This is a genomic window from Paenibacillus sp. J22R232 (genome assembly GCF_056269165.1).
Genome location: NZ_JBWDNK010000001.1, coordinates 794633 through 813985 on the forward strand (window position 1 = coordinate 794633; position 19353 = coordinate 813985).

Below are 19353 nucleotides of genomic sequence, written 5' to 3' on the forward strand. Positions count from 1 at the left end.
AAGAGAGGGGCTATTAATAGCCACTCTCTTCGCATCATTTACTTGATTAAACCGGCTTCTTTAAATTGCTTGACTGCCGTATCTTTAAACGTCTGCATGTCAAACTTGGTATCCAACGTCTGGAGGAAATTATCCCAGTTGGAGAGAGGGTCTTTGCCCGTCATAAATTTGACTAAGCTTTCATTAATGAAACGCGTGCGGTCAGCTGCCAAGCTATCGCTAGGATCCGCGGTCAACAAGTTTCCAGGCAGCGTTGGCCCCACGTATTTCTGATTGTTCACGAAAGCTTCTGCCGTCTTAGGATTCTGGAAGCTGAAGTACTCGGCATCGTCGCCGTGGCGCGGCATTCTGTAATGATCGACCCATAGGTACTTTTCTTTCATTTCCTTCGATAATTCGGACGTTTTATTTTTGATCTTGCCGTCCACCACATCCCAATGAATCCCTTTGATACCGTATGCGAAATTCGGGTAGGCCTCTTCGTCCGTAAAGAGATAATTCAGCAGGGATAAGATCCGAATGATTTTGTCCTTATCCGCTTTCTTGGATATGGCCCATGAATTGCCTTGGAACGATTTTCTCTCTACGATTTGATCGCCGTAAGGACCTACCATTGGAGGAATCACGATCCATTCCGGCACCTCTCCGCTAATTTCTTTCATTTTCTGCTGATAGTCCGGCTCCAGCCTGCGCGCATCCCTTATCATGAAGCCGATTTTACCTTTAAATAGCTTTTGGTCCAACAAATCAGGCGAGTTCATCGTCACCCAATCCGGGTCTACCACATTAGCTGCCATCATTTTATTAATGTAAGCAAGCGCTTCTTTCATTTTGGGATCGATAAACAGGTATACCGGTTCATTATCTTTCACTTCAATAGCTGAGGGAGGATTGACGCCAAACATCCACATCAGGCTATCGAAGCCATAGGTTAACAGACTGCCCTCTTTATTCATGCCGCCGATGAAACCGTACGTATCGTTTTTGCCGTTTCCGTCCGGGTCTTTCTCTGTAAAGGCTTTCATGACTTCGAATAGCTCGTCAGGCGTCGTTGGCACCTCCATATTCAGCTTTTTCAACCAATCGTTGCGGATGAAGAAGCTTCGGCTGATACCGTTTACGTTATCATAACCTGGAACTCCGATCGTTTTTCCTTGATAGGACATCGCCTCCCAGGAATCGCTGCTAAAACGTTTCTGCAATTCAGGGAACTGATCCAGATAAGGCGTCAAATCCGCAAGCACGCCTTGGTCATAATATTGCGCGAGATCGGACCGGCTCTTCAAGAAAAGCAAATCCGGGATATCCCCGCCTGCAATAAGCGTATTTAGTTTGGTTGTTGCTTGCCCGGCTTGAGGAATCATCATGTCCAAGTCGATGTTCATCGCCTTCTCCAGCATTTGCCGTTGAATGTCTTCTTCACGCGGAGGAATCGGAGCGGCAGCGTTGAACGTGCCCTGATTAAACATCGAAATTTTCATTTTTTTCGCAAACGCGTCATCCGTGGTTGTTGAGTTGCTCGAAGCTGCCGGCTTAACCTCTTCTTGATCCCCGCATCCAGACAATAGCGTTCCCAGACCTACAGTAGCAGCCAGAATAGCAAATGAAATCTTTGATCTTTGCATATTGACCTCTCCTTTGTTTGTATATTATCACGGTTTCCCCGTAACAACCTAGATAAGAATTGCTTTTTAGCCTTTAATCGATCCCATAAGCATACCCTTGGTAAAATGCTTTTGCATAAACGGATAAACGATCAATATCGGGACCGTAGTCACGACCACAGCAGCCATTTGCACGGCGAACTGGCTAACCGTTCCGGTATTGGCAATCGACTCCGCGCTTTGATTGGCGATGTTAAGCAGAATGTTGCGCAAGATAACTTGAAGCGGCATTAAGTTCGCATCATTGATATACACAATCGCATCGAAATAACTGTTCCAATGCCCTACTGCGTAAAATAGGGAAATCGTGGCGAGAACGGGCATGGACAGCGGTAAAATGATTTTCCATAGCGATTGAATTTCGCTTGCGCCGTCCACTCTCGCCGATTCCTCGATCTCAGCGGGCAATTGCTCGAAAAAACCTTTAATGATCACTAAATTAAAAGCACTAATGAGATGCGGGACAATCAATACCCATGGGCTATTCAGCAGCCCCAAAGAGCGGATTAACAAATAAGTCGGAATTAATCCCCCGCTAAACATCATGGTAAACACAATGAATATTAAAAACGGACTGCGTCCCGGCAAATATTTTTTGGATAACGGGTACGCCGCGATTACCGTGAAAAACACATTCAAAGCCGTGCCTACAATCGTTCGGAACAGCGTTATTTTATACGCCTGCCCTATGCCATTAGAAATGAATACTTCTTTGTAGGCTACAAAGGTAAAGGATTCTGGTATAATCACAATCCCTCTTCTTAACACTTCCGATTCCGGCGTTACCGAAACAGCGACCACATATAAAAAGGGAAGCAAGCAAAGCAGTGATAGCATAATTAGAATAAAATAAACGGCTGATTGCCATACCTTTTCCCCGATCGTCAGCTTAACCATAGCTCATACCACCTCACCAAATTTGCCCATCGAATTTTTTGGCGAGCTTGTTCGCAGCCAATACTAAAATAAATCCGATGACAGCTTTAAACAATCCCACAGCAGTTGCCAAACCAATTTTAAGACGCTCCAACCCTTCACGGTATACCCATGTATCGATAATATCGATCTTCTCCTGGTTAAAACTGTTGGCAAACATGAAGATTTGGTCAAAACCAGCGTCCAGAATATGGCTCAATTTAAGAATGAGCATCAGAATAACGACTCCTCGAATACCGGGTAAGGTTACATGCCAGAGCTGTCTCCATTTAGAAGCGCCATCCATTCGAGCCGCTTCATATAAGCTTGGGTCGATCCCTGCTAATGCAGCAAGGTAAAGTATCGCTCCCCAACCAATGTCCTTCCAAATTTCAGACGAGATGACGAGCAGCCTTCCCCAAGCAGGCTCCGTTAGGAAGGAGATAGGATCAACACCGTTTTCCTTCAAAATCATATTAAAAAGTCCATCGCCCGGGGCTAATAATGCGACCATCAATCCATAAACAATGACCCAAGACAGAAAGTGGGGCAAATAAGTAATGGTTTGTACGATTTTCTTAAACCATTGGGTATGAACCTCATTAAGAAGCAAAGCAAGTGCGATGGGAGCGGAGAAACCGAACAATAGCTTATACAGCGATATGACAATCGTGTTTCTCATGATGTCCCAGAAATAAACGCCGTTAATAAAGTCTTTGAAATTTTTCAATCCCACCCACGGACTATCCCATAACCCCAAAGCCAGATTGTAGTTTTTAAAAGCAATAACGATTCCCGCCAAAGGAATGTATTTGAATACGGCAAAATAAACCAATGCCGGAAATAAAAGAATGTACATCACTTTATACTTTTGTATGGCTCTTATCCACGAATTCCGCTTTTTGGAGATGGGAATGGCTTCCGCTGCCAATTTCGATTGCATGTCATCACCTCGTTTTTATTTATATTTGTATAATAGCACCCCCCTATCTGATAAATTTCTGTCATTTCAACAATTTCTTATAAGATTTTAAGTAGGTGTGGCTTTCGATTTTTGCATTATAAAGGTTTCTTCTGAGATTCATCCAATAATATAATCGCCCCTTTTGCTTAATAACGAAGGTGAAGGCGCGGTTGTAATATCTATCGCATAAAAAAAAATGCCGCCTTATAGGCGGCAATACATCAAATTTACATTTTCCTTCCGTTCGTATCAGGTCAGAGGCGTGCTTAATAGTCAGCTTCGCCGGAATTAGAATGTAGCTAGTGGTACCATACATGCGATTTCAACAAACGCTGCTTATTTCTTTATAATAGGTATCCATATTTCGCTTTTAAATTGCGGCGATGTCAAATCTTTGTGCTCATTCCAGAGCATTTCGGGTCCTTCGCTTAGCTCATATTCCGCGGATGGGAACCACTCTGAGTAGATGCGCCCCCAGATTTCTTGAAGCGCGCTTGGATAAGGACCGACGGCTGTGAATACAGCCCATGTGGAGGCTTGCACCTCCAGCTGTGCGAAACCCTCTCCATCTTTCGTTGTGGCCGCCCCGATGTAATGATCGAGCTCTCCCTTCTCCTCAAGCCGTCCTTCACTGAAATTCGTGGAAGCACTGATCAGTCCTGAAGGTTGTACATTCGAAAAGCTCTTAATCTTATCAATGATTTCTGGGGTGAGTCCCTCAAACATCGACGCAATTTCCGGATTCACTCCTTGAAATACGATTGGTACTCTTTTTTTGATCCCCACGATGCGAAAAGCGTCTTTGTCTTCAATTCGGTAGTTCATTTCACTTCCTCCTTTGATCGTCAGTTGAAACGTCATCCGGGGGAAGGCTTTCAGGGACTGTCCGTGGATTCGGGCTTCCGAGGGAGTAATCCCATGCATGCTTTGGAAAGCCCTGGCAAAGGAATCCGGCGAGGTATATCCGTATTTCATCGCAGCATCGATGATCTTGATGTCGCTGTGGCTTAGCTCGAGTGCGGCCAAAGTCAGGCGTCTTCGGCGGATGTATTCCGATAGTGTAAATCCGGAAAGGAACGAGAACATCCTTGTAAAATGATATTCTGAACAGCAGGCAATTTTCGCTGCCTCCTGATAGTCCACACGCTCGGTAAGATTATCCTCAATATAGATTAAAGCTTTATTCAGTTGCGCCAGCGTATCCATGATATCGCCTCCCCTCGTTACTCAAAGCATAGCTGAGAAGGTAATTGCCTTCCCGACATTATGTGCACCATTCTGCAGGGTCATTCTCAGCTCGGTGAACAGAAGATAAGTCTGGTAGGAATGCTGTAACAGAAAAACAATGAGCAGCTGCCGCGGCAGGCTACTCATTGTTTTTACGCTAACGTTATCCGATAGCTTAATGAAATAAGATCAATTGGAAGCGGTAAAGCTAACAGCGCCAAAAGCCCCACAGCGCTTTTGGCGCTGTGCGCAGTTCCTTCTTTCACGATTTCACATACGCTTCTTATACGCCTTCATCGCAAACATATATGCCACGAGCGTGATTCCGATGCACCATGCAAGAGCGACCCATATATCATGGCCTACCGGCTGACCTGACAGCAGCGCACGAATGGCTTCCACGATCGAAGTCACAGGCTGATTTTCAGCAAAGACGCGAACGACAGTCGGCATCGATTCGGTCGGTACAAACGCCGAGCTGATGAATGGCAGGAAGATAAGCGGATAGGAAAACGCGCTTGCGCCTTCGACCGATTTTGCGGACAGTCCGGCAATCGCCGCGACCCAAGTCAAAGCAAGCGTAAACAGTACGAGTATACCGGCTACGGCAAGCCAGGGCAGCACCCCTGACGACGAGCGGAAACCCATAATGAGTGCTACGAGTATGATAACCATAACAGAAATGAAATTGGATACTACCGAGGTCAGAACATGCCCCCAGAGCACGGCGGAACGCGAAATCGGCATAGAGTGGAACCGCTCGATAATGCCCCGTTGCTTATCCAAAAACAAGCGGTATGCCGTATAAGATATTCCGCTTGCAATCGCAATCAGCAGGATACCGGGCAGCAGGTAGTTCACATAGTTATCCGTACCGGTCTGAATTGCGCCGCCAAACACATAGACGAACAACAGCATCATCGCAATTGGAGTGATGCATACCGTGACGATAGTGTCTAAGCTTCGGGAAATATGGCGCATAGAGCGACCAAGCATAACGCCTAAATCGTTAAAAAAATGCTTTTTTACCGCCTCCATTATTTGGCCTCCTTCTTGCCGATGATTGCTAGGAAGACCTCTTCCAATGAGGGCTGTTTTTCAACATACTCCACCTTCGCATGCGGGAACAGCTTTTTCAGCTCCGAGAGCGTGCCGCTCGCAATAATCCTGCCGTCGTGAAGAATCGCAATGCGGTCGGCAAGCTGCTCCGCCTCCTCCAAATACTGCGTCGTGAGAAATATCGTCGTACCTCCAGCGGCAAGCTCCTTCACCATCTTCCAAACCTCGATGCGTGCCTCGGGGTCAAGTCCGGTTGTCGGCTCGTCAAGGAACACGATCCGCGGTTTCCCCACGAGACTCAGGGCGATGTCGAGACGGCGGCGCATTCCGCCTGAATAAGTAGACGCTTTTCGGTCGGCAGCCTCTGACAGACCAAAACGATTAAGCAATTCGTCAGCGGCCTGACGTGGATTTTTGAGGTATCTTAGCTTTGCGATCATGATTAGATTTTCCCGTCCGGTCAACACTTCATCCACGGCGGCAAATTGCCCGGTTAGACTGATCGCCTGCCGCACATGGTCGGGGTTGGACGAAACGTCGAATCCATTTACGGTAACGGATCCGCTATCTGGCTTAAGCAGCGTAGTGAGGATTTTGACCACGGTTGTCTTGCCCGCGCCATTGGAGCCGAGGAGGGCAAAAATACGGCCTTGCTCCACTTCCAAATTTACGTCCTTTAGCACTTGAAGCTGTTTGTATGACTTTTGCAGTCTTTTTACTTCAATTGCTTTTTCCATCCCGATTTTCCCCTTTTACTTTTTTTTATCCGTTGCGTTTTTCAGGGCTTTATTCACTTTTTGTTCAACAGATTCTTGATAAATGTCAGCGTACGTTTTTGAATCCTTGATTAGATCGTCGCAGAAAGCCGCTACGTCACTGCCCGTTACTTCGAGCACGCCTTTTCCCAAGGCCGCGCCTTCTTCAAAAAGATCGATAAGACCCGAGAGCAAACCCATTCCGTCGGTTAGCTCAACAGGGCCGACCTTAAAGAGATATTTCTGAATCTCTTTATAAACAAACTGATAATCCTGCGGTAGCGCTTTGACACGCGCCACATGCGCTCGCCACTCTTTTTTGCCTTCGATAATATCTCGTATGCTCATATTACCCTCCTATTTACCTAATTTTTTAGCAATATTATTGTTGAGTTGCTTGCGCCACTTGTCGCGAAAAGACTTTGCCCCTTCTTCGCCTGCCAGCGCCGAACAGAAGCCTTTGATATCGTCGCCCAAAACCTCATGGACACTCTGACCGTCTGACGCCGTTTCTTCGAGCAGGCCAAGTACACCGTCAAGAATCGGCATAAGGTTGCGGCCGCTGAAATCTGAATGCGACCAAAGATTGGCATTAATCTTTTCCCAAGCCGCTTGATAATCAGCTGGCAGCTTCTTGGCTCGCGATTCGAATTTTTTAAATTCTTTAGTCATGTCACTACCGGTGATTTTTTCCCAAAAATTCATTAGTTGTTCTCCTTTAACTCATTAATTTTGGATGATACGAAAGCCCATTTTTCCCAGAACTTCCGTAGTTCCTTGCGCCCCGCGTCGTTGATTGCGAAAAACTTTCGAGGAGGTCCCATGTCGGAGGGCTTCTTGGTAATCTCCACTAACTTGTTTTTTTCAAGCCGGATCAGAATGGTGTACACCGTTCCCTCTACAACGTCTGTAAAGCCGAGAGCGTTCAGCCGCCGGGTGATTTCATATCCGTAGGTTTCATTGCGGCCTATAATTTCAAGGACACAGCCCTCAAGCGCCCCTTTAAGCATTTCCGTTAGGTTTTCCAGCACAATCACTCCTTGCTATTCTGTATGACTGGTATCAAGTGTTACTTACTACCTCTACATAGTATAACGTAGTAGCTAGGATGTCAATAGCTTTTGTTCTGTTAATGTAAAAACCGCTCATCCAATAACCAGATGAGCGGTTCCGTACATTCTATTTTTCCTGTTCCTTGATCACCTGCTCAATCCCAAGCACAATCAGCTTTAATCCGAACTCAAACGCCCCGTCGGTCCCCATCAGCTCGAATAGCCCGTTCGTGAACATCCTCCTGAACAGTCCCGCATCCGTCTCGCTCATCGAGTCCAGAACTTGAATCAACGCTTCTCCCGGCAGCGCGCCCTGGTCCTCAAGGACAGCCGAGACATTACGTTCATGCTGATAATGATCTAGAACGAAGTAGAAGACATAATTCACAAGCGTAGTAACCACTTGTATTTTTTGCGCTTGCTCAAGCGCCGTCGATTCTACGCAGAGCAGCATTCGGTTGGTGAACCGGATGATATCCGGTTCGTGGGGCAGCGTCATCATCATAAGCTGCGTGGAGCAGGGATATCGGCTGAGCACGTTCCGTACGGTTAACGCAAGCTCCGTCAGCTGTTCCTTCCAGTCCCCTACGGAGTGAAACTCCTCCAGAATCACTTTTGATACCTGATTGGCCAGGCGCTGATACAGATTCTGTTTGCTCTTGAAGTACCAGTACAGAGAGGGTGCTTGAATCCCTAGCCTGTCGGCCAATCTTCTCATACTGAATTTCTCGATGCCCTCCTCTCGCAGAAGCTCCCACGAAGCTTCCAAAATCTTATCCTCCGAAATTTGAGGCTGCTGTTTTTTCATTGTTATCCGCCCTTTTATCTAACAGTGTAAGATTGTGCTTTACAGGTCCATAGGTTCATGATATCATCTAACACTGTAAGGTACAACCTAACACTGTTAGACAGTAAATCATAAAAATGAAAGTGGTGACCCGCATGGATGCAGAAAACCTCCATTACTTTGAAAAAGCACCGATTGCAAAAGCCGTAGCTCACTTCGCTGTACCGATGATGCTAGGCACGTCGATGAGTGTCATTTATTCCATCTTGAATGCCTATTTCCTTGGTACGCTCCATAATACTGCCATGCTGACCGCACTCGCGCTAACCTTGCCGCTGTTCGCGATTATTATGGCGCTAGGCAACCTGATTGGCATGGGCAGCGGTACATTCATTTCCCGTTTGCTGGGAGAGAAACAATATGATGACGTAAAGCATGTGTCTTCATTCGCCTTTTATAGCAGTTTAGTTTTCGGTCTAATTGTGTTAGCCGTCGGCCTTCCTTTGATCGATTCAATCGTCCATAGCCTTGGGGCGACAGCTGATTCCTTCGGATTCACGAAAGACTATGTCACGATTATGCTTATCGGTTCACCATTTGTCGTATTATTTTTCACGCTGGAAAATATCGTCCGCTCGGAAGGATCAGCCATAACATCAATGATCGGTATGATTCTAAGCGTTGTTGTAAATATTATTCTCGATGCGGTAGCCATCTTCGTGCTCCATTGGGACGTCATCGGCGTAGCGTCTGCTACGGTCATTTCTAACTTGGTGGCGAGTGCATACTTCGCCTACCATATAAGGTATAAGAGCCAATTCTTGACTGTCTCCATAAAATGGTTCAAGGCTACCAAGGACATTTTGAGCAATGTATTCAAAATCGGAGTTCCTATCTTCATTATGAGCATCTTTTTAGGCGCAATGTCGCTCATCTTTAACCATTTTCTGATTGAGTATGGGGATTCGGCCGTGGCTGCTTACGGAATTTCATCACGTTTATTGCAATTTCCCGAGTTTATTCTGATGGGTTTATGCGAGGGAGTCGTGCCGTTGATTGCCTTTTCATTTACAGCGAATAAATTACGGATGAAGCATACCATCGGGTTTACAATCAAAACTATTGTGACGTTAGCGGTCGTATTCGGCGTCATCGTCTATCTGATTTCCGACCACTTAATTGGTTTATTTACGAATGATCCGCAATTAATTGCAATGGGCAGCTACATTCTGCATGTGACATTCTTATCCTTGTTCATTACGGGAATGACCACGTTGTTTACGGGGATCTTCCAAGCAACGGCGCAAGGAACGGCTGCGTTTATTATGTCAGTTATTCAAGGAATTACTTTGATTCCTGTAATGTATTTCGCGAATCAAATGAATGGCTTCCACGGGGTGATCTGGTCGCTCGTCATTGCGGATGCCGTCGCGTTCCTTGTTGGTGCCATCATGCTATATGTTTTACGCAACAAATTGCAGCCGGACCTGATCGTTTAGTACCTAATAAACTTACAACACGCAAAAAGGCAGAATCAGGGCATTCCCCGATCCTGCCTTTTTTAACTATACGGACAATAATAAAAGTGATTGACATTAACGGAATCGCCTGACGGAGGAATTGATCTCTGCGTTACGTGAGTCAGGATAACTTTATCGTTCTTTCTGATTGATAATGTTAGCAAACTCCTACACTGCATTAAAATAATTACCGTTCAAATTCGCTCCAGGAAAGGGATAGCCATCGCGCTGCAATCCGCTGAAAGCCCGCCTCGTTGGGATGCAGCCGGTCATGGGTGAAATAATCCAAAGTTAATCTGTTTATGCCGCTTTCGGCATACAGGTCAAGTACAGGCAACGCATAATATGCACCGATATTGCGAACCGCATCGGCGTATTCAGGCAAGCAGAAGCCCGCACCGTTAATGAAGGTTGTATCCCATCCGTCCTTATCCCGCTGAAGCGGGGTCCACAAATTTAGACGGGTATCAGGCCTGCGTATTAACAGCTCTTCAATCAATGTCGCGTAGGCACCACAAAACGTATGAATGTCCCGTTCTTCAATGTTTCCCAGTGGCTTATCGAGCCTGAAATCGTTGGTTCCCGCATAAATCGTTATGCAGTCAGGCATTTCCTTTAATGTACGGCCCGCATATACGGTAGCGCCGTAGTCGCGGTCTCCGCCAGCTGACATCGGACAACCGCTAACTGCGAGATTCACCACATTTCCAAAACCGACGTTGGCACATACCAGCGGTTGATACCCATTGGCCGCGCTGATGCTGTCTCCAAGCGTGGCCCAGCTTTTTCCTAACCATCTACCCGATTCTTTCAATTGAATGCTCCATTCTCACTATCGTTTCAAATAGGTTTATTGCCGGTTTCAGAATATATGAAAAGATACAGCTGCCTCAATATAGCGAGGGCTGTATCGTCTTTTTCAATAAAACCATCATTATACTTGCTGAACCTTACGTATGAGCATATAGAGGCGGTTAATAAACGCTCCTCTTGTGACGCGGGATTCGTGGTTAAGCTTCTCATCGAGGTCCTCCCCGCCGGAGATGCCAAACACTCTTGTAGCCACTCTAATCCATTGGGCCATCATAGCTCCAGTTAATAATGGCCGGTCACGCCAGTAATCCCGAGGGTTTGCTTCCTTCAATGGCAGCCTTGGCCCCATATCCATACCGACTGGAATGAGGCTGCCCGTTGCCGGAAGCACGGGCAAGACGCGGCATCCTGGTATGGAGCGTACCCATGCGATAACCTTAGATGCCTCGGATAGCGGTATCGGATCATCCAATCCGGCAGCATAAGTAGTGAAAAGTCCCTTCGTTCCAAAGTATTCCGCCGCCTGCCTCGCAGGATGATCCCAGGCCGCATCCTCGAAGTAGGTAATACGCTGCTCCCTGTCAAGCAAGCTGATCTGTAAAGCATCGATAGGTACAAGTCGCACATCCGTATCCCTTGTGATCGCAAGGTCCGCCGCTATGCCTGCTGCAAAGCCGAGCTGCATCCAGCATGGCTCCATCCGAATGGTTCCGAACCCCATATGCGTTGCCGATACGGCGACTGGGACAAGCAAGCCGTCAATTCCTTGCGGGACAATAACGCCGTACGGAATTTGATAGATCTCCGAAAGCCAATTGAGGCCGAGAAACCCCTCAAGCGCTTTATGTTGACCTTCCGGCTCGCGTTTTTTCACCGCATGGGAATCAATGGGATAATCCCCTATAGCGATGCTGTCGAACTGAATTGGCGCACGCTCCAGACCTGGAGCCAGCCTTGCATCATTTTCTGTAAACGTATATTCTCCCAGTATCCGTCTGGCTTCACGCACATATAGCTGAGGGGGGAAATAATCGTAATCGATAAACTCGTCAGCCGCATAGCCCCAGCTTAGCGCATCTTTGCGAAATTCCTCCGGCAGATCCTCATCGTGCTGGATAAACCAGAGCAGTCCCTGCACATATTGGATTTGGCGCTTGGAGAATTGCTCCCTCGTCTCTCGATCTCCATTCGCATATGCCGTATTCTCCTCGGGGAGATCTGTCGAGCACATGCAATAATGGTGGTTATTGCAGTCTGTCTTGCCGTTAGGCACGGTCAAAATATTAATTACATCGCGAATGGAGTTGACGCGTTGCTCCGCAATATCGGTTGCCAAGGTGGAATAGTCCTCGCGGACATACTTTTGGGGCTTGGTAATCGCAATGAAATTATCCCGGTTCTGGGTCAGGCACAATCGGTAATTATATGCTTGTATCCGGTCATCCCCCTCGCCAGTGCTGCCAGGATAAACTTCCTTGGTCTCGTCAAAATTCATGTACAGCTTTCCGGCATATTCTTCGTTCCATTCTTCCCTGGATTCACGTCCCAGCCGATAAGGAGCTCCTGCCATCTCGGCAAGATCGCCCTCATAAGTCCCATCCACGAACACAGCGCCTTCGATCTCCGATTCCCCTGCATCCGTTTGTACGCAAATGCCTAGCAAGCGGTTGCCTTCAACATGAACGGCTTTCAGCACCGCGCTCATGTGGAACTGAAGAAGATTTTCCTTGCTTGTCATCTCAAGCAGGATGCGCATTGCGACTGAAGGCTCGAAAAACAATCCTTTATTGCATTCCTTGACCTGAACGGATTCTTCGCCGTACCGATCACGGTAATAGGCATGCACGCGATCGGCAAACTCACGGAACACGGCGCCGAATGCATCATGGGAGAGAATATCGGTTCTTCCTAATCCGCTTGTCAGCATTCCTCCTAGATGATCCGTCGGCTCCAAGAGCAAGGTCCGCCGACCCTGCCTCGCCGCTCCGAGCGCTGCTCCGATTCCGCCCGGAGTCGCTCCGTATATGACAACTTCATAGCTTCTCATTTGCCCTCTGCTCCTTCAAGTGGTTATTAGCCCTTAATTCCGGTAAAATTAATCCCTTTCTCAACGAAACGTTGCGTGGAAATGAACAAGATCACCAGTGGGATCAGAGAGAGGACTCCGCTCGCACTGATTAGGTTGGGCCGTACGATGGTATTCCGGTCTGTCGTCTGCTGCATATCATTCATCGCGACCGGGAACGTCCAATGCTCCGGCGATTTCGTTACAATATAAGGCCACATGAATTCATTCCATACGGGGACAAAGGTCATGACCCCCACAATGGTGAATACAGGGATCGACATTGGTATGACAATCCGGAAGAAGATACTGAATTCCGTCGCTCCATCGATCCGTGCCGCCTGCAGCAATTCCTTCGGCAATTGATCGAAGAAGCCCTTGAATAGGAAGATTACGAAGCCCCATGCGAAATGCGGCAGGATAATGGCCCACAGGGAGTCGCTCAGATGCATGTTCTTTATCAGGATATATTGGGGAATCAGGATCGATACCCCTGGAATCATAATCGTCGCAAGGAAGAACATCAACAGAGTGAATCTTAGGCGGCTGCTGCGGATGAGCTGGGACAAGGCATAGCTGCCGATGCCAGCGAAGATCAGCTGCCAGACGATGACGGTGAACGTGACAATTCCGCTGTTCATAAAATAACGGTAGAACCCAAAATCGCCCGCTTTCCCAAACGCTATCTGCTGTAAGCTTGCGAAGCTGTCGAACAGCCTTAGCGAATTACGGGAATGCTCGATGCTTGTTATTTTCCCGGCTAACACGTCATGAGACAAGAAGAAATCGCGATAGAGATTCGCCACCTCATGATCGGATGAGAGTGCCTGCGCTTTAGCTGGCTTAGTCTCCGATCCATACCATACGAAATCGCTCAGCTTCCGCTCCGCGATGGTCGCTAGCTTTAGCTTCATCACCTTGTCGTTGACGATCCGGGTAGGGACGATAGACATCTGGCCCACGTAGAATTGAGCCGAAGTAGTCTTGGCCCGGAACAGCTGCTTGCCGTCCTTCGTCCCCTTTACGATAATCTCGCCTATATTATTGCGAATTAATGACGCCCAGGGGAACCAGGTCGCCTCCATCGCTTCTTTCTTGTAGAAGCTCTCTTCCCCGTTGTCAACGCCTGTGAAATCTAGCGTGACGGTGATGGAATGCGGCACGTCCGGAAGAAACTTAGGCGTAGAAGATTGAATCGACTCGTTGTCCATGATGGAAGTGAGGAGCAGCCATACGAGAGGCAGCGTGCCGAACACGAGAAAAAAGATCGTCACGACATAGGAGGTGATCTTCAGTCCCTTCTCACCTTTTTCTGAGATGCGGTTAAGTTTCATGCGAATCAGTTCTCCTCCCTTTGCAGCTTGAATTGAATGACCGTCAGCAAGGCAATGACAAGAAACATGAAGAATGACAGAGCGGCCGACATTCCGAAATTCGATTGTTCAAAGGCGGAACGCTGAATGAGCAAGGATACGACGAGCGAAGCATCTGCCGGGCCGCCCCTCGTCAGAATGAAGATATTATCGAACGCAAGCAGCGCGCCTGACATAAACGAGATGAACTGAATCAGAATGACGAATCGGATGTTGGGAAGCACGAGGAACAGGATACGGCGCCACGGGCCGCATCCATCGATCTTGGCCGATTCGAATAATTCCGAAGGGATCGACTTGATTGCGGCGTAGTAAAGCAAAACGCCAATTCCGCCGCTAGCAAAGAACCCCGGCAGGACAATCGCGAACTTGGTCATGGCAATATCGTTGAGCCAGCCGTAAGGACCGAGCCCGATCTTGCCGAGCAAGTAATTGAACAACCCGCTATCGGGGTTATACATCCACTTCCATAGCAGCGCACCTGCCACGACCGGCAGAATGCTCGGAATCTGATACAGTACCCGATACACCGCGTTCGCCTTGCGAATCTCGCTAAGGAATAGCGCTTGAACGATAGGAACCCAGAACGTTAGCGCAACGGACAACAGGAAGATAATAAAGGTATTTTTCAACGCAAGCCAAAACGTCGACGTCTTCAGAAAGACGAAATAATTCTCCAACCCTACGAACTTGCCGGGCGGATTTATAATATCGTAATTAAATAAGCTGATTTGAACGGCCGAGAAGATCAGATAATATTTAAACACGATGAAGACGATAACGGATGGCAGTAGAAACAAGACCGGCGTCCACCGAATTCGGAAAGGATTCCTTTTGGTTTGAAGGGTCTTTAAGGGAGTAATGGATTCGAGCTTCATCTTTTCACCGCCTTTAAAAGACTAGATGTTGGGTTCTCCATGTCGGAAACCCCAACATCATCATCATCTATTATTATTTGCTAGATTTGCTTAGAATATCCTTGTTGTACTTGTCGATAACTTCCTTCTGCGCCAATTGTTCCGCAGCTTTCAGCTCTGTCATCGGATCTGCATTCTTGTCAAGCAGAACCTTCTGAATCGGCTTTACAACGTAAGGACTCAGACTCGACTTCAAGTAGTATTCCAACTGCTGTGTCTCAGCTGCCTTGCGAATGGCGCTTAAGAAATCAGCAGGCATTCCCTCGACATAATTCGATAGATCCACGTCCTTGACGACGGTGAACGGATTGATGCCCAGACCGTTGTCTTTATTGAACTGCAGCCTGGTCTCAAAGGCTTCTTGGGATGACATGAACATGATGTAGTCGAAGGCCGCTTGCCTCTTCTCCGGGGATGCCGACGGGCTGATGGCCCAGAAGCTGCCGCCTACCTGGGATGGTCCTACACCTGCGGGTCCAACCGGGTAAGGCATGAAGCCGATCACGTTTGGATCCATTCCTTGGCCGACGAAGGTGTTGTAAGCATCGGACGCTCCAAGTATCATTGCTGATTTGCCGCTGTAGAAATCCTTGTTATTCTCTTCATAAGACTGTAGAACATTGCTTTGGACGACTTTGTGCGTCCACTTCAAATCTTTATAATATTGCAGCGCTTTAACGGTAGCATCCGAAGTGAAGGTAAGCTTGACCGTTCCATCCGGTTGCAGCTCCGTCAAGTCTCCGCCTGCCTGCCAGACGTAATACTCGAAGTGCCAGTCGCCCCAGTCCATGCCGAGAATATCGAAACCGACGGTTCCCGGATTTTTCTCTTGAACGGTTTTGGCCGTTGCGGCGAATTCATCCCAAGTGGTCGGAAGATTCGTAATTCCGGCGTTCTCGAACAGCTTTTTGTTGTAATACACGCCTGTCGAATACATCGAAAGGGGTACGCCATAGATTTTTCCGTCTCTGGTAGCCATGTTGAAGGCACCATCGATGAAGCGCTCCTTGTCAGGGGAGCCGTTGATTAAATCCGTAATATCCGCTACAATGCCCGCTTGAACGTACTCTTGCATCTTGGGGAATGAAGGCCGGAACACATCTGGCTGTTCCCCGCCTGCAACCGCTGCCAAAAATTTCTCGGGAGTTTGCGTCTCGTCCTGGTGAATGACCTTGATGCTCGGATGCGCGGCGTCGAATTTGGCCTGCAGTTCTTTGGTGACCACTTTAGTCGAAGCATCTGGTGCAGGCTTATCCCAGACCGTAATCTCGACGATAGCCTCCTCTTTTGATGGCTCTGTCGAATTCGCCGCCGGAGCGCTGCTGCTCGGCTGTGCAGTCGACTCGGCAGCCGAATCGTTCCCATTGTTGGAACCGCATGCCGCAAGCAAACCAAAAGCCAAAGACATTGTTAACAGCGCAACCCGTTTTTGTTTAGAACCCCTATCATGCTTCATTCCATAAACCTCCTGTGAAGTGTGGTTGTTGTACCCCTTCATCATAACGGGCTGCGACCGCTTACTGAATAGAAATACTTAACCAGATTAATATGAAAATCTCACCTCTCGAACGGCCATGCCATCTCCCATCGAAGGATCGTTTGTTTAGCTGCCAATCGAAGCTTAGGTAGCATCGCATACGTAATATGAGGCGCGCCAGGCAGGGTCAGATCAAGTCGAAAGTCCTCCCTTTGCAGCAGCTTGCGATAAGCTTCGGCCGTATCGTTCCGCGTATCGGAGTGGAGATCCCCGATTCTTGCCAATGCAGTCATGGCGAAAGATACGTATTGAAAGTGCACCTCGGTACGCGTCTCAGACGATTCGCTCTGATTCGGTTCCGGGAAAGCTTCGGTCGGCTCTTCCAATATGCGATAGAGCACCTCAGTCGCCTCCTTGTCCGAAAGCAATCCCAATAAAAAAATCGCCGAATAGCCCCGTCCATGATTGCGCTTATGGACGAGACGAGTATGCGGAACGAACGGTTCCTTATCGTAAGCGATTTTTCTCTGCACCGGAGCGGACGAGGCATCTCCAAGCAACGCAAGCGCGAACGCGCTGTGCTTACTGAGATCAGCGTCCCGATCCATCTTCATCCAAGACTTCAATGCAGCGCGAATCGGTTGCCCCATTCTAACGGCCGACCATATTGAAAGCCCCGGATGCTCGCTGGACAAACCTTCCTTGATCATTCCCGGTTGATCGAGCCAACGCGAGCTGCGCTCCCCTGCCTGCAGACAACCCGATGCGGCGAGCCGCTCGGATAGTTCCTGATAGGGAACCTCCCGGAGCGGCACTTTTCTTGTAATGGAGAGATAGGCGGCATAGGCGGCAGCCTCACCCGTTTTTTGCATATCGCGTTTCATTCGCACGCAGGTGGCCAAGTCATGATCAACCGCAATACACCTGCCTGCGACCAACATGCCCTCCAATCCTCTTGGAATAAGTGCGCCGAGCGGAATCGGAACGGATAGTTTATGTCCCCACATGCTGCAGGCAACCGTCCATTTCTGCAAAGTCTCGCTCTCGAACGCGATGTCCTTGCTGTGGATGTCTACATTGGCATAAGCGTAAAACAAGGGCTCCGACGTATGGCAGCCATTCAAGAAACGTTCGAGAGTCACCTGTTCTTCTCCCTCGATAAACCGGCCTTCCCGTATTCCGATCAGAGGTGCAAGGCGAAGCCATCGGTCCCGTTCATCATAAACTGCCTTTAAATGCGTGGAGACGGTGGCGGACGCAAGAATCTCTCTCGAAAGACCTAACGCATCTCCTTGATCTACATAACCCGAATCGGTATGCCGGAAGCTCACCTGTCCGTTCTCCAGCTGCAGCCATACGTTTGAGAAAGGCTGCGTCTGGCCGTCCATCGGGCGGCCGACGCACATTCCTGCTCCCGCGTGCACGCTAACGTGCGCATCCCCAGTGCAATCGATCACGACTTCACTTTCCGCCGCGAATCTGCCTTCCGCGGAAATCCATTCGATTCCGCATACCCGGTTGCCCCGCATGAGGACGCCAATGATCGTGCTTTCGTACCGGAGATCGACACCAAGCTGAATCGCTTCTTGCTCCATCACGACCATCTTGGCTTCACCGTTCACTCCTTGGGAAGGGGTAAAGCATTCGGCAGCAAGCGCCAACGCCTGCTCGTCCAGGCTCTCGAACAAGCCGCCCCTTGACCCGAAATAATAGCTCCAAACGGCCCCCGCCGTTCCCATGCCGCCCATCCCATGCAGACGCTCGACCGCAAGAACCTTCAGCCCTTGTCTGGCGGCGGTGATCGCCGCGATCGCACCTGCTGTCCCGACACCTGCTACGATGACATCATAGCAGCCCGCATAAGCTCCTTCGAATGGTGACCGGTTGACCGTGCCATCGCTATGCCATCTGGAGATCTCCATTCGGCTCTCCCTCCATTCTCAATCGGTGTAAATAGCCTTGGTCAAGGGCTTCAGCCGGATGTCCGTACCCTTCCGACGGGAGCCAGAACCAGTCGTCCATGAGAAATTGCAAGCCTCGCGGCGTTTCGCACTCGAAGACGGAGGCGATGGCCGCGATCGTCCAGGGAATAAGCTCGTTTGGACGGTTCCGCCAATAGCTTAATAGACCGTTTCTTGACGCAGGCCAATCGTCGTCCGCTTCCAGCGTCCATTTGACGATATGCTCCGAGGTGAAACGGCCTTGAACGAGCTCCACCTTCGGATTGCTAACCGCGGGCAATACCTGTTCAGCCATATCGGCGTGAATATACGCGTTTAATCGTCGCCGGGCAGGCAGGAAACGATCCGCTAGCCTGGATACTCGGCTCGTGGTTGTATCCAGGACGCGATCGACCGTTACCGTGCGGATGCCGGAAGCATTGTATATATCAACTTCGAAGCCTGCGGAAAGCTTCCGGATCTGAACAATCTCCGTCAGCAACGAAACCTGGACCCGGGCATTCAGCAGTCTTTGACAGAGGACCGGATGAACGCCCGGCAGGTGAATCGGCTGGAAGGCTTCTTCCATCAAATTGCGTTGCTTAAGCTCTTCGACGAACGAATGCCCGAATTCAGACAGCGAGAGCAATCCCTCATTTCGTCCGGGGTTAAAGCTCTCGATATACTCTTGCCCCACCGCTGAGGATCGTTCGACCACCAAGGTTGTCTCCGGCATCGCCAACGCCGCCCCGATTCCGCTGAAAGTAGCGCCGCAGATCAGCGACTTATAGCGATCTTGCCATTCCCTCTTCAATGTAGAATCTC

Annotated in this window: 18 protein-coding genes; 1 reads left to right on the forward strand and 17 read right to left on the reverse strand. The window is 48.8% G+C overall.

Annotated features, from left to right (window positions below):
- Nucleotides 1-38: 38 nt before the first annotated feature.
- From AC0YN3_RS03780 to AC0YN3_RS03825, 10 genes are all read right to left on the reverse strand, one after another.
- Nucleotides 39-1625: an extracellular solute-binding protein gene (locus AC0YN3_RS03780; RefSeq protein WP_475773758.1), complete on the reverse strand. Its 1587-nt coding sequence runs from the start codon at nucleotides 1623-1625 to the stop codon at nucleotides 39-41.
- 66 nt (nucleotides 1626-1691) lie between these two features.
- The gene (locus AC0YN3_RS03785) at nucleotides 1692-2561 is read right to left on the reverse strand and encodes a carbohydrate ABC transporter permease (protein WP_475773759.1); all 870 of its coding nucleotides are present in this window, start codon (nucleotides 2559-2561) and stop codon (nucleotides 1692-1694) included.
- Nucleotides 2562-2574: 13 nt separating this feature from the next.
- The gene (locus tag AC0YN3_RS03790; RefSeq protein WP_475773760.1) at nucleotides 2575-3522 is read right to left on the reverse strand and encodes an ABC transporter permease; all 948 of its coding nucleotides are present in this window, start codon (nucleotides 3520-3522) and stop codon (nucleotides 2575-2577) included.
- A gap of 357 nt (nucleotides 3523-3879) precedes the next feature.
- Nucleotides 3880-4749, reverse strand: coding sequence for an AraC family transcriptional regulator (locus AC0YN3_RS03795; protein ID WP_475773761.1), 870 nt, complete (start codon nucleotides 4747-4749; stop codon nucleotides 3880-3882).
- A 291-nt stretch (nucleotides 4750-5040) separates the two neighbouring features.
- The gene (locus AC0YN3_RS03800; RefSeq protein WP_475773762.1) at nucleotides 5041-5808 is read right to left on the reverse strand and encodes an ABC transporter permease; all 768 of its coding nucleotides are present in this window, start codon (nucleotides 5806-5808) and stop codon (nucleotides 5041-5043) included.
- Entirely contained in the window at nucleotides 5808-6566 is a 759-nt protein-coding gene (locus AC0YN3_RS03805) for an ABC transporter ATP-binding protein (protein ID WP_475773763.1), read from the reverse strand. Before AC0YN3_RS03805 ends, AC0YN3_RS03800 begins: the two co-directional genes overlap by 1 nt.
- Before the next feature lie 15 nt (nucleotides 6567-6581).
- Entirely contained in the window at nucleotides 6582-6932 is a 351-nt protein-coding gene (locus AC0YN3_RS03810) for a DUF1048 domain-containing protein (protein WP_475773764.1), read from the reverse strand.
- A gap of 9 nt (nucleotides 6933-6941) precedes the next feature.
- Nucleotides 6942-7289, reverse strand: coding sequence for a DUF1048 domain-containing protein (locus AC0YN3_RS03815; protein ID WP_475773765.1), 348 nt, complete (start codon nucleotides 7287-7289; stop codon nucleotides 6942-6944).
- Nucleotides 7289-7594 (reverse strand): PadR family transcriptional regulator, encoded by a 306-nt coding sequence (locus AC0YN3_RS03820; protein ID WP_475774281.1) that lies wholly within the window; start codon nucleotides 7592-7594, stop codon nucleotides 7289-7291. Before AC0YN3_RS03820 ends, AC0YN3_RS03815 begins: the two co-directional genes overlap by 1 nt.
- A gap of 169 nt (nucleotides 7595-7763) precedes the next feature.
- Complete coding sequence (locus AC0YN3_RS03825; protein WP_475773766.1) at nucleotides 7764-8444, reverse strand: TetR/AcrR family transcriptional regulator; 681 nt, start codon at nucleotides 8442-8444, stop codon at nucleotides 7764-7766.
- Between the two features lie 134 nt (nucleotides 8445-8578).
- Between AC0YN3_RS03825 and AC0YN3_RS03830 the strand changes: the two genes are divergently transcribed.
- The gene (locus tag AC0YN3_RS03830; RefSeq protein WP_475773767.1) at nucleotides 8579-9922 is read left to right on the forward strand and encodes an MATE family efflux transporter; all 1344 of its coding nucleotides are present in this window, start codon (nucleotides 8579-8581) and stop codon (nucleotides 9920-9922) included.
- Nucleotides 9923-10130: 208 nt separating this feature from the next.
- On the opposite strand, the gene AC0YN3_RS03835 is transcribed toward AC0YN3_RS03830, so the two are convergent.
- From AC0YN3_RS03835 to AC0YN3_RS03865, 7 genes are all read right to left on the reverse strand, one after another.
- Nucleotides 10131-10757, reverse strand: a complete 627-nt coding sequence (locus AC0YN3_RS03835) for an SGNH/GDSL hydrolase family protein (RefSeq protein ID WP_475773768.1) — start codon at nucleotides 10755-10757, stop codon at nucleotides 10131-10133.
- A gap of 120 nt (nucleotides 10758-10877) precedes the next feature.
- Entirely contained in the window at nucleotides 10878-12803 is a 1926-nt protein-coding gene (locus AC0YN3_RS03840; RefSeq protein ID WP_475773769.1) for an FAD-dependent oxidoreductase, read from the reverse strand.
- Nucleotides 12804-12829: 26 nt separating this feature from the next.
- Nucleotides 12830-14155 carry a carbohydrate ABC transporter permease gene (locus AC0YN3_RS03845; RefSeq protein WP_475773770.1) on the reverse strand — a complete coding sequence of 442 codons (1326 nt, stop codon included), beginning with the start codon at nucleotides 14153-14155 and terminating at the stop codon, nucleotides 12830-12832.
- 5 nt (nucleotides 14156-14160) lie between these two features.
- A complete protein-coding gene (locus tag AC0YN3_RS03850) occupies nucleotides 14161-15072 on the reverse strand; it encodes a carbohydrate ABC transporter permease (RefSeq protein ID WP_475773771.1) in 912 nt (303 codons plus the stop codon).
- A 73-nt stretch (nucleotides 15073-15145) separates the two neighbouring features.
- Nucleotides 15146-16567, reverse strand: a complete 1422-nt coding sequence (locus AC0YN3_RS03855) for an extracellular solute-binding protein (RefSeq protein ID WP_475773772.1) — start codon at nucleotides 16565-16567, stop codon at nucleotides 15146-15148.
- A gap of 101 nt (nucleotides 16568-16668) precedes the next feature.
- Nucleotides 16669-18510, reverse strand: a complete 1842-nt coding sequence (locus tag AC0YN3_RS03860; RefSeq protein WP_475773773.1) for an FAD-dependent oxidoreductase — start codon at nucleotides 18508-18510, stop codon at nucleotides 16669-16671.
- Nucleotides 18488-19342 (reverse strand): hypothetical protein, encoded by an 855-nt coding sequence (locus AC0YN3_RS03865; RefSeq protein ID WP_475773774.1) that lies wholly within the window; start codon nucleotides 19340-19342, stop codon nucleotides 18488-18490. Before AC0YN3_RS03865 ends, AC0YN3_RS03860 begins: the two co-directional genes overlap by 23 nt.
- Nucleotides 19343-19353: the final 11 nt, after the last annotated feature.

Bases quoted from the DNA above. Each gene is read 5' to 3' on its own strand.
- AC0YN3_RS03790 (WP_475773760.1), bottom strand. From the start codon at position 3,522: ATGCAATCGAAATTGGCAGCGGAAGCCATTCCCATCTCCAAAAAGCGG.
- AC0YN3_RS03850 (WP_475773771.1), bottom strand. From the start codon at position 15,072: ATGAAGCTCGAATCCATTACTCCCTTAAAGACCCTTCAAACCAAAAGG.
- AC0YN3_RS03845 (WP_475773770.1), bottom strand. From the start codon at position 14,155: ATGAAACTTAACCGCATCTCAGAAAAAGGTGAGAAGGGACTGAAGATC.
- AC0YN3_RS03780 (WP_475773758.1), bottom strand. From the start codon at position 1,625: ATGCAAAGATCAAAGATTTCATTTGCTATTCTGGCTGCTACTGTAGGT.
- AC0YN3_RS03840 (WP_475773769.1), bottom strand. From the start codon at position 12,803: ATGAGAAGCTATGAAGTTGTCATATACGGAGCGACTCCGGGCGGAATC.
- AC0YN3_RS03825 (WP_475773766.1), bottom strand. From the start codon at position 8,444: ATGAAAAAACAGCAGCCTCAAATTTCGGAGGATAAGATTTTGGAAGCT.
- AC0YN3_RS03800 (WP_475773762.1), bottom strand. From the start codon at position 5,808: ATGGAGGCGGTAAAAAAGCATTTTTTTAACGATTTAGGCGTTATGCTT.
- AC0YN3_RS03805 (WP_475773763.1), bottom strand. From the start codon at position 6,566: ATGGAAAAAGCAATTGAAGTAAAAAGACTGCAAAAGTCATACAAACAG.
- AC0YN3_RS03860 (WP_475773773.1), bottom strand. From the start codon at position 18,510: ATGGAGATCTCCAGATGGCATAGCGATGGCACGGTCAACCGGTCACCA.
- AC0YN3_RS03830 (WP_475773767.1), top strand. From the start codon at position 8,579: ATGGATGCAGAAAACCTCCATTACTTTGAAAAAGCACCGATTGCAAAA.
- AC0YN3_RS03795 (WP_475773761.1), bottom strand. From the start codon at position 4,749: ATGGATACGCTGGCGCAACTGAATAAAGCTTTAATCTATATTGAGGAT.
- AC0YN3_RS03820 (WP_475774281.1), bottom strand. From the start codon at position 7,594: ATGCTTAAAGGGGCGCTTGAGGGCTGTGTCCTTGAAATTATAGGCCGC.
- AC0YN3_RS03855 (WP_475773772.1), bottom strand. From the start codon at position 16,567: ATGAAGCATGATAGGGGTTCTAAACAAAAACGGGTTGCGCTGTTAACA.
- AC0YN3_RS03785 (WP_475773759.1), bottom strand. From the start codon at position 2,561: ATGGTTAAGCTGACGATCGGGGAAAAGGTATGGCAATCAGCCGTTTAT.
- AC0YN3_RS03810 (WP_475773764.1), bottom strand. From the start codon at position 6,932: ATGAGCATACGAGATATTATCGAAGGCAAAAAAGAGTGGCGAGCGCAT.
- AC0YN3_RS03815 (WP_475773765.1), bottom strand. From the start codon at position 7,289: ATGAATTTTTGGGAAAAAATCACCGGTAGTGACATGACTAAAGAATTT.